This is a genomic window from Pontibacterium sp., from assembly GCF_041587635.1.
Taxonomy (GTDB): Bacteria; Pseudomonadota; Gammaproteobacteria; order Pseudomonadales; family Balneatricaceae; genus Pontibacterium.
The window spans coordinates 1-8,735 of record NZ_JBFGYC010000116.1; the positions used below are offsets into that span (position 1 = coordinate 1).

General features: G+C 50.9%; 11 protein-coding genes. 7 read left to right on the forward strand and 4 right to left on the reverse strand.

Annotated features, from left to right (window positions below; genetic code table 11):
* The 4 genes from ABYW01_RS08000 to ABYW01_RS08015 all read left to right on the forward strand — a co-directional run.
* Positions 1–386, forward strand: a 386-nt coding sequence (locus ABYW01_RS08000; RefSeq protein ID WP_372831950.1) for a bacterioferritin-associated ferredoxin, incomplete at its 5' end; no start/stop codon positions are given.
* A 199-nt stretch (positions 387–585) separates the two neighbouring features.
* Positions 586–822 carry a YdcH family protein gene (locus tag ABYW01_RS08005; protein WP_193953593.1) on the forward strand — a complete coding sequence of 79 codons (237 nt, stop codon included), beginning with the start codon at positions 586–588 and terminating at the stop codon, positions 820–822.
* Positions 823–953: 131 nt separating this feature from the next.
* Complete coding sequence (locus ABYW01_RS08010; RefSeq protein WP_372831952.1) at positions 954–1,523, forward strand: TetR/AcrR family transcriptional regulator; 570 nt, start codon at positions 954–956, stop codon at positions 1,521–1,523.
* Positions 1,524–1,678: 155 nt separating this feature from the next.
* Positions 1,679–2,590: a DMT family transporter gene (locus tag ABYW01_RS08015; protein WP_372831953.1), complete on the forward strand. Its 912-nt coding sequence runs from the start codon at positions 1,679–1,681 to the stop codon at positions 2,588–2,590.
* 10 nt (positions 2,591–2,600) lie between these two features.
* On the opposite strand, the gene ABYW01_RS08020 is transcribed toward ABYW01_RS08015, so the two are convergent.
* The gene (locus tag ABYW01_RS08020; RefSeq protein ID WP_372831954.1) at positions 2,601–3,980 is read right to left on the reverse strand and encodes a class II fumarate hydratase; all 1,380 of its coding nucleotides are present in this window, start codon (positions 3,978–3,980) and stop codon (positions 2,601–2,603) included.
* A gap of 32 nt (positions 3,981–4,012) precedes the next feature.
* Positions 4,013–4,360 (reverse strand): hypothetical protein, encoded by a 348-nt coding sequence (locus tag ABYW01_RS08025; RefSeq protein WP_372831955.1) that lies wholly within the window; start codon positions 4,358–4,360, stop codon positions 4,013–4,015.
* Positions 4,361–4,509: 149 nt separating this feature from the next.
* Here ABYW01_RS08025 and ABYW01_RS08030 point away from each other — a divergent pair, with 149 nt between their 5' ends.
* The 3 genes from ABYW01_RS08030 to ABYW01_RS08040 all read left to right on the forward strand — a co-directional run bounded on the left by ABYW01_RS08030 (position 4,510) and on the right by ABYW01_RS08040 (position 7,048).
* Positions 4,510–5,586 carry a DUF2817 domain-containing protein gene (locus ABYW01_RS08030; protein ID WP_372831956.1) on the forward strand — a complete coding sequence of 359 codons (1,077 nt, stop codon included), beginning with the start codon at positions 4,510–4,512 and terminating at the stop codon, positions 5,584–5,586.
* Entirely contained in the window at positions 5,579–6,382 is an 804-nt protein-coding gene (locus ABYW01_RS08035; RefSeq protein WP_372831957.1) for an alpha/beta fold hydrolase, read from the forward strand. The genes ABYW01_RS08030 and ABYW01_RS08035 overlap by 8 nt, the downstream gene beginning before the upstream one ends.
* An 81-nt stretch (positions 6,383–6,463) precedes the next feature.
* On the forward strand, positions 6,464–7,048 hold the full coding sequence (locus tag ABYW01_RS08040; protein ID WP_372831959.1) for a hypothetical protein: 585 nt from the start codon (positions 6,464–6,466) through the stop codon (positions 7,046–7,048).
* 117 nt (positions 7,049–7,165) lie between these two features.
* Here ABYW01_RS08040 and ABYW01_RS08045 read toward each other — a convergent pair whose 3' ends face one another.
* The gene (locus ABYW01_RS08045; protein ID WP_372831960.1) at positions 7,166–7,687 is read right to left on the reverse strand and encodes a hypothetical protein; all 522 of its coding nucleotides are present in this window, start codon (positions 7,685–7,687) and stop codon (positions 7,166–7,168) included.
* 234 nt (positions 7,688–7,921) lie between these two features.
* A partial coding sequence (locus ABYW01_RS08050) for a pyridoxal phosphate-dependent aminotransferase (protein WP_372831961.1) occupies positions 7,922–8,735 on the reverse strand: 814 nt, incomplete at its 5' end.

The window sequence follows — 8,735 nt, forward strand, 5'->3', positions numbered from 1 at the left end:
AGCATCTGGGTGAGCCGGATCTTTGGATTGAAGACCCGGCCAAACGTTCGTTTCGTGCTGCCGGGTTTATAAACGGAAAACTGAACTGGGTGCTATTGATCACGCCGTTTAACAACTTCCCCTCGGCGGACTGGATTGATCAGTTGTTTGTACAAGAGACACTGGAAGCACAGCAGTACCAATACCTACTCAGTGCCACCAACGTCGAGGTGGAAGATCAGGGTACGATCATCTGCAGCTGTTATCAGGTGGGTACCACGGCTATCGACAAAGCGATTAAGTCGGGGTGTGGCTCGGCCGTAGAGTTAGGTGAAAAGCTTCAGTGTGGAACCAACTGTGGCTCCTGCATTCCCGAGTTGGAGGGCTTTTTTACCCGCGCAAGTTAATCGGTTTTTTATCTCCTTTCCAGGGCTGGATTTGAGGTTTTCCTGTTGTTATCGGCCACTCAGTTTGGAGAGGCTTTTTGGTCGGTAACAGCGTTTTTTCCCTGCTGGTGCAATCGTTGATACGGGTCAATGTCGCCGCTTCAGGGGAGGAGGAAACTGAACTCAAGGAACAAGAACTAGGACTGAAAGGGGAACCTGAATGAGCATCGAACACCACGATCTGGTACATGAATTTCCTGAGCTGCGTGAGCGCATCCACGAGAAAAAAATGACCGACGCGCACTTCGCTCGCCTGTTTAATGAATACCATGACCTGACCAAAGACGTGGAACGCATGGAAACGGAAATTGAGCCAGTAACCACTCAGACGGAAGAAGAGTACAAGCTCAAGCGTGTAAATCTGAAAGACAAGCTGTACCGCATGCTGATGAACTGATTGACGACGCTGTTTAAAAAATACCCGCCTAGTTGTGGGTATTTTTTTGTCTGAATACGGCCAAATTCAAGTTGTAACTTAGTGCTGTACCTACTAGTATGTTTTTGTCGTCTGTTCTGTTGGAGTTCGTTATGGCCAAAACCCGTGAGCTGTTGGTAGAGACCATGAAGCAATTATTGTGGGAGCGTGGTTATGATGCGACCAGTCCAAACTTAGTATTAGAACGTTCAGGAGCAGGGAAGGGCAGTTTTTACCATCATTTTAAAGGTAAAAAAGAGTTAGCGATTGCGGCGATGGATTCGCGTGCGGATGAGTTGTCTGAAGAATTTGATTATCTGGTTGCTAAGCATTCCGATCCCTTGGCTGCGGTTACTGCGTACATGTGCCAGACCCGTGATGCGTCCAAAGGGTGTCGTATCGGACGTATCGTCCAGGATCCATCGCTGGAAGATCCCTTGTTGAATGCGCCACTGAAACGTTTCTTTGGTGAGCAGCATGGAAAATTAACCCAGCTATTTCAACAGGCACAGACAGAGAGTCTGTTGTCAGATGCCTTATCTCCTGAACAATTGGCAACGTTGGCGATCAGCGCATTGCAGGGGGGCTTTGTCTATGGCCGTGCAATGCAGGACGGTGAGGCGGTGAATGACGCAACAGACGGCTTTATAACGCTGTTAAATACTCAGCGTTTGGCAGGATAAGCCGCTGCTATAGCCCAGTCGCTTGCTCAATAAGCGGTGGGTAAGGTCTATGAACGATGTCGAGACGCACCGGGGTGAGTGCGTTTTTTATTACCAAATGACTGTACCTACTGGTATGTACATAAATATAAAGATACAAACTTGAGAGGTGTACTATGCAACACAAGTCGATTCAGGCACTGAGCCTGCCACTGATTTTTGTCGTGATTTACGGCTCCGGCTTTGTTGGGGCCAAACTCGGGTTGCTCTACAGCGAGCCTTTTACCTTTCTGGCAATGCGTTTTGCGTTAGCAGGTGTGCTGCTAGTGGCGGCAGCGTTTCTGATGGATGCAGTATGGCCAAGACGCTGGGGCTGGTTGCTGCTCAGTGGTTTGTTGATGCAAGGCGTGTTCTCTGCTGGTGTCTTCTATGCGCTTTGGTTGGGTATGAAACCTGCCGTTTCGGCGTTGATCATCGCTTTACAGCCCCTGTTGGTTGCCGTATTAGCAGGCCCTTTTCTGGGTGAGCAGGTCAGTCGCCAGCGCTGGGTGGGTTTAGTGATTGGTGTCTTAGGTGTGGCGCTGGTGGTGGCTGATGGATTAGCGGTTGAAGGTATCACTCTCACCAATTTGAGCTGGGCGTTGGTTTCTTTGGTCGGTTTAGCTGCGGGGCAACTCGTGCAGAAAAAACACTGTGCGCAGATGAATCTATTTAGTGGCGGCGCCATTCAGGTGTTGGCGACCCTGCCTCTGTTGTTGATACTCGGATGGATGTTTGAGACCGGAGATATTGTCTGGCATACAGACTTGGCTTTAGCGGTGTTTTGGATGGGCGTGGGGGTGTCGATTGGGGCGTTGAGTGTGCTTTATATTATGCTACGTAACACTCAGGCGACACAGGTGGCGAGTGTGTTCTACGGCGTGCCTGTGGTTGCAGCGTTAATGGCCTGGCCGATGTTTGATGAGATCCCCACGCTGATGGATTGGCTGGGATTTTCCATCGTTGCGGTGGGGATTCTGGTCGCGAACTCTGATCTGTCACAGCGTTTAGCGCTGTATCTAAAGCTATTCAAAAGGCGCTATGAATAACGTCACTACATCAGAGTCCGCCTTCGGTCAGTTTGGCGGGATCAAGTAACCGAGCCAGTTCTTCGCGTGGGATATCTGTGTGTTCTTCTGCTACATCGATAACTGCACGTTTCTCTTTGTAGGCTTGTTTCGCGATCTCTGCGGCTTTCAGATAACCAATAATCGGATTTAACGCGGTGACCAGAATCGGATTCTGGTGCAAGGCTTCGTTCAGCTTGTCTTCGTTCACCGTGAAGCTGGCAATAGCTTTATCTGCTAACAGGGTGGTGCTGTTAGCCAGTAGCTCAATGCTGTTGAGTAGGTTGTAGGCAATCATTGGGAGCATGACATTCAGTTCGAAATTTCCGGACTGACCGCCAATGGTGATGGCGGCGTCATTGCCCATGACCTGTGCAGCAGCCATCGCAGCCGCTTCTGGAATCACTGGATTTACTTTACCCGGCATGATTGAGGAGCCCGGCTGCAGCGCTTCCAATGAGATCTCGCCAAGACCCGCCAATGGTCCGGAGTTCATCCAACGCAGGTCATTTGCGATCTTCATCACAGATACTGCCGTCGCTTTTAGTTGTCCGGACAGTGCCACAGCCGTGTCTTGTGAGCCGATCAGAGCAAAGAAGTTGTCCCCAGCGGTGAAGGTTACGCCCGTCAACCCACTGAGATTTTTATTAAATACGCGGGCAAAATTCGGGTGGGCGTTGATGCCTGTGCCAACAGCGGTGCCGCCTTGTGCCAGCGTCTGTATAGCGGGTTGCAGGGCCTCTAGATGTTGAATGTTCTGACGGACTTGTGCTGACCAGCTCAGCAAAGACTGATCCATACGTATCGGCATTGCGTCCATCAGATGGGTGCGGCCTGTTTTGCAGTATCCTTTCAGGGTCTCCGCTTTGGCTTCGATTGTTGTTAGCAGATGGCGCAGGGCAGGCAGGAGTGTGTTATTCAATTGCAATGCTGCGCTGATATGCACGGTACTGGGGATAACATCGTTGCTGCTCTGACCAAAGTTCACATGATCATTGGCGCTGATCGGTTGTCCGAGTTTTTCGCTGGCGAGGGTAGCAATCACTTCGTTGGCATTCATATTGGAGCTGGTACCGGAGCCCGTCTGGTATACGTCGACCGGGAAGTGCTGCATCAGGTCATCACGTTCCAGTAGCTCGGAGCAAACGCTGATGATGGCATCGGCCTGATCCTGAGTCAGACATTCCAGCTGACTGTTGCTGATGGCAGCGGCGGACTTCACTAAAATCAGAGCACGAATAAACGCCTCAGGCATGGTTTGACCGCTGACTGGGAAGTTATTTACGGCACGTTGAGTCTGAGCACCGTAAAGCGCATCGATGGGCACTTCCAGTTCGCCCATGCTGTCCCGTTCAATTCTTGTGCTACTCATAATGTTTCCTTGTACGTTTTGGTCGTCGTGAGTTACAGGAAGTAATGGCTGAGGATCGACAGCTCGTTATAGAGCCGTCTGACTCGCGCCTTATCTGTTTGAGTACGTGCAAGCCGTTCTATTGCAAAAAGAGGCTTATGAATTTGATCCAGGCAGAGTGCACGCCAATGTTCGGACACATAGGTATCACAGAGGGTATTCAGCAGCGTCATATAAGCGCGCATATGAATATTGTGTTTCGCAGCTTCTGACGGATGATTTGCCGCACGTGCATCGCTGAGTATCAGATAACGTTCCAGTACGCAGGGGAGGTCGGGGTAATCGCCGTTGCGAACACTGGACTCCAGTACCGGGAAGTCGTCAATATCTATCTGTATCATTTCTTTAAATCTAAATAATAGCGATTATCAATAGCATTATTGTATTTTGCTTTCATGGCTGTCAATAGTTCACCTTAATTGGATGAGACTTGGCTAAACTGTAGTCAGGTTCCTTCGCTTCTGCTTCTTGAATGTTTCAGGTGAGTCAGATGAATACGCAGGTTGATGACAGGGCCGTAGGGTCTGATGTTGAGCCGCAAAGCTACTTCGGTTATTGCCGTCGTTATCTGCCGGAGTTGTTTCGGTTGGAACAGCTGGTGTCGGCTCATGCACAGCATCTACGGGTTGATGTTGTCACTCAGGTGGTAAGCGAAAATCAGGTTTTGCCGGTGTACGCGCTCACATTGGGCAGCAGGGCGGCGGAAGCGCCGGTGATCGCTCTGGTGGGTGGTGTACATGGTGTTGAGCGTATCGGAAGCCAGATCCTGCTGGTGTTCTTAGAGAATCTATGTCGACGCCTGCAGTGGGATACGGGATTGCAGGAAGAGTTAAAACACCTGAGATTGGTTTTCTTACCGCTGATGAATCCGGTGGGGATGGCGCATGGTTGGCGCAGTAATGGTAACGGCGTTGATCTGATGCGAAATGCACCGCTTGATGCGCGGGATGATCCTGCGTGGATGGTGGGGGGACAGCGTATCAGTCACCATCTGCCATGGTTTCGTGGAGTGGAGGGGGAGCCAATGCAGCCTGAAGCGAAGGCACTCTGCGCATTGGTGGAGCAACAGTTGTTTCCTGCAGTTTTTAGCCTGGTGCTGGATGTGCATTCCGGTTTTGGTGTTCGAGATCGACTTTGGTTTCCCTACGCGGGCTCGACAGAACCGCTGGAACATCTGGCGGAGTTGGCGGCATTGAGCCAGCTACTCGACGAAACCCACCCTCATCACGACTACCTGATGGAGCCGCAGTTCGATCACTATATCTGTCACGGAGATCTCTGGGATTTTCTCTATCTACGGTCATTGGAGCGGCCGGGCCACATCTTTTTGCCGCTGACGCTGGAGATCGGGTCGTGGCTTTGGGTGAAGAAGAATCCACGCCAGCTGATCTCGTTTAGCGGCCTGTTTAACCCCTTGGTACCTCATCGTCATCAGCGCGCTATGCGACGTCATCATCTGCTGCTCGAATTTCTGATGCGCGCGGTACGGTCATCTTCTGCTTGGTTGCCTACAGGTAAGCAGCAGTCGCGTTTCCAGATCAATGCGATCAAGGATTGGTATGGTTAATCAAACGCTGGGACGTTGGGTATTACTACGGGGGCTAACTCGTGAGTGTCGCCACTGGGGTGGTTTTACAGAACTGCTGGCTCAGACACTGCCCCACAGCGATATTCAATGTATCGATTTGCCTGGAAACGGGCTTTTACACGAGCAAGCCAGTCCGGCGCAGGTCTCTCGTATTACAGATGCTGTCCGTGCCCAGCATGAGAGCAGGGGAGGGGTCTACGTTTTAGGCTTGTCGATGGGGGGCATGGTTGCGATTGACTGGGCCCTGCGTTACCCCGAGGAAGTCGCTGGTTTGGTGTTGATCAACAGCAGTCTGGCTGAGCTTAATCCGATCTGGCAACGTGTACGCTGGCAGGTCTGGCTTAGTATGGTGAGAGCATTTTTAACCTCGGCGGAAAACCGAGAAGAACTGATCTACAAGCTGACCTGTAATGTACGTGATGATCAGGAGTCGATACTCAGCCAGTGGTTACGATATCAAGGTGAGTGTCCGGTCCTGCGTCGCAATTTTATTCATCAACTTCTGGCGGCTGCCCGATATCATCTGCCTGCAACCGGCAATCCGCTTGTCCATAACGCGCTGGTATTGGCTGGGGCAGGTGATCGGTTGGTCTCTCCTGCATGCTCTTCCAGGATAGCAACGGTGTTCGACACGCCACTGCACCTGCATCCAACGGCGGGTCACGACCTGACCCATGATGACCCTATCTGGGTGCTGGAACAGATCGGCGAATGGCAGGAAAGTATGATGATGTCGCCCGAGTGCCCTTGTGAAGGCTTATCGAGTCATCATTAGCATCACGTTAAAAGCCATGTTCCCAAACCCCAATTTCGGCTAAGGTTATGGACGTTAATTCACGGAGAGGGAGGGGTGTTTATGCTGATAAGGTTGATCTGCTTGGCGTTCGCTGCGGTCGCAGTGGTCGGCTGTTCAACAGGCAATATCACCCCTGAATTATCGGCTTCTACTCAGCGAGATGTGGGTGTGGCTGTACTTGCGTTGACTAAGTCGGGGGGGGATCCCTGGCAGGTAGCCTATCGTTACGAGCAGATCGATGGTGACGTGACGGGGCTGTTGGAGATGAAAGCCGATCAGGATGGAACGATTCACAGTGACTATAACAGTGTACAGGGCAACCTGACGTTCGTTGAACTGCCTGCAGGGGATTATCGTATTACTGGCTGGCAGCTTCGACGGTGGCTAACCACGCGTGAATCATCAGTCCCCCTCGATATTCGTTTTCGGGTTTATCCCGGACGGTTTACCTATGCCGGTGAGCTAAATCTGGATACAGCGGATCAGCGTATTCTCGAAGCGGGTGTCACCGCCGTGGTGGTACAGGTGAAAGGTGCTGCTGAACGGGATATTCAGCATATCCAGCAATACCATCCGCAGGTGGATTTTTTACGTTTTCGAATGCACCAGATGCGAATCAGCATTCCGTCTGGGCTGGCGCGCTGATATCATATTTTTAGATGTTAAAAAGGGCCACGTTCTGAAGTGGCCCTTTTTTATTCGGAAAGATATTTCCGGTGTGATTTTATGCAAATCAGTTAGACAGCCTGATGCTGTGGTTGTTTACGCAGCTAACGGATCATCGTGGAAAATATGAACGGATTCGATCAGTGCTTTTGGACAATGTCCTCGGATCATATGATGGAATTCCGGCAGTCGTTCTGCTGGTACATCAATCATCATGACGATCTGGCCGTCATCCAATGCATGTTCGTATTTTTCAATCAGTGCATTGGGTGTGCCTTCACCAATCATTTTTCCCATCCACCCCCCGAAGCCAATCCCCAGTAAACTGAGGGTGAGTAATGTGCCACCGCCCAGTACTAATCCGAAAGGGGCACTCCCCAGAACGGCCAGACCTGCGATAACACCGATGGTTCCACCACCGACCATACCCCAGTCCATATCTGTTTCCAGTTCTGACGTTTCCAGCTCAGTCGCTTCATGAATATGGGCATCTTTCAGCATTTGATGGTCTTTAGCGACCACATGCATCTTTTCATCTTCGATACCCATCTTACGAAGGTCTTCAACCACGTGTTGCGCCTGCTCCAGTGTTGGCGCGAGGAATACCAGACGTTTCATCCCTCACCTCCAGTGTCTGTTGCTAGTTGGTTTCATCCTTACGAAAGTACACAAAGTATAGCCCACTACCTGTTGATGCAGCATTTCTGGGATATTGGTGGTCTTATAAAGGCTTGATCAGTGTCACCTTTGATTAATTCAATGACTTAATACACCAGGATTCAGGAGTGGGAATGGTTTATTCAGACAAAAAAATACCCGCCGAAGCGGGTATTTTTTATCGCGAGCAGGGGATTAAGCTGCCAGTGCGTTCTTGATGCGAGTCAGTGCGTCTTCCAGAATGTCCAGGCTGGTCGCAAAAGACAAACGCATGTTACCCGGAGCACCGAAGGCTGAGCCCGGTACCAGTGCAACACCTGCTTCGTTCAACAGGAACTCGGCCAGGGCAATGTCGTCTTCAAAGCGATCATCGTTGTCGATAACCTGCTGGAAACTTGGGAACGCGTAGAATGTGCCGTCAGCTGGGATGCAATCAACACCGTCAATTTCGTTCAGCGTTTTGATCACGTAGTCGTGACGTTCAGAGAAGGCTTTTACCATCTCTGCAACACAATCCTGAGAACCTTCCAGTGCGGCCTGCGCTGCAACTTGTGCAATTGAGGTCGGGTTAGAGGTGCTCTGAGACTGAATTTTCTTCATCGCGCCGATCAGTTTCTGCGGACCCGCCGCATAACCGATACGCCAGCCGGTCATGGAGTACGCTTTAGATACACCATTCAATACGATGGTACGGTCGTATAGCTCAGGGCATGCCATCAGGATGTTGCAGAACGGTTCATCAGTAAAGCGGATGTGTTCGTACATGTCATCGGTTGCGACCAGAACATTCGGATACTTTTTCAGTATGTCCGCCAATGCAACCAGTTCCGCGTGTGTGTAAGCCACACCGGTTGGGTTGGACGGGCTGTTCAGAACGACCAGACGTGTTTTGTCGGTGATCGCTGCTTCCAGCTGCTCAGGTGTCATTTTGAAGCGCTGTTCTTGCGTTGTTGTCACAATCACAGGGACGCCGTCAGCCACTTTCACCATATCAGGGTAAGACACCCAA

Coding starts and splice junctions, on each gene's coding strand:
- ABYW01_RS08030 (WP_372831956.1), top strand. CDS start 4,510: ATGAATACGCAGGTTGATGACAGGGCCGTAGGGTCTGATGTTGAGCCG.
- ABYW01_RS08010 (WP_372831952.1), top strand. CDS start 954: ATGGCCAAAACCCGTGAGCTGTTGGTAGAGACCATGAAGCAATTATTG.
- ABYW01_RS08035 (WP_372831957.1), top strand. CDS start 5,579: ATGGTTAATCAAACGCTGGGACGTTGGGTATTACTACGGGGGCTAACT.
- ABYW01_RS08025 (WP_372831955.1), bottom strand. CDS start 4,360: ATGATACAGATAGATATTGACGACTTCCCGGTACTGGAGTCCAGTGTT.
- ABYW01_RS08020 (WP_372831954.1), bottom strand. CDS start 3,980: ATGAGTAGCACAAGAATTGAACGGGACAGCATGGGCGAACTGGAAGTG.
- ABYW01_RS08040 (WP_372831959.1), top strand. CDS start 6,464: ATGCTGATAAGGTTGATCTGCTTGGCGTTCGCTGCGGTCGCAGTGGTC.
- ABYW01_RS08005 (WP_193953593.1), top strand. CDS start 586: ATGAGCATCGAACACCACGATCTGGTACATGAATTTCCTGAGCTGCGT.
- ABYW01_RS08045 (WP_372831960.1), bottom strand. CDS start 7,687: ATGAAACGTCTGGTATTCCTCGCGCCAACACTGGAGCAGGCGCAACAC.
- ABYW01_RS08015 (WP_372831953.1), top strand. CDS start 1,679: ATGCAACACAAGTCGATTCAGGCACTGAGCCTGCCACTGATTTTTGTC.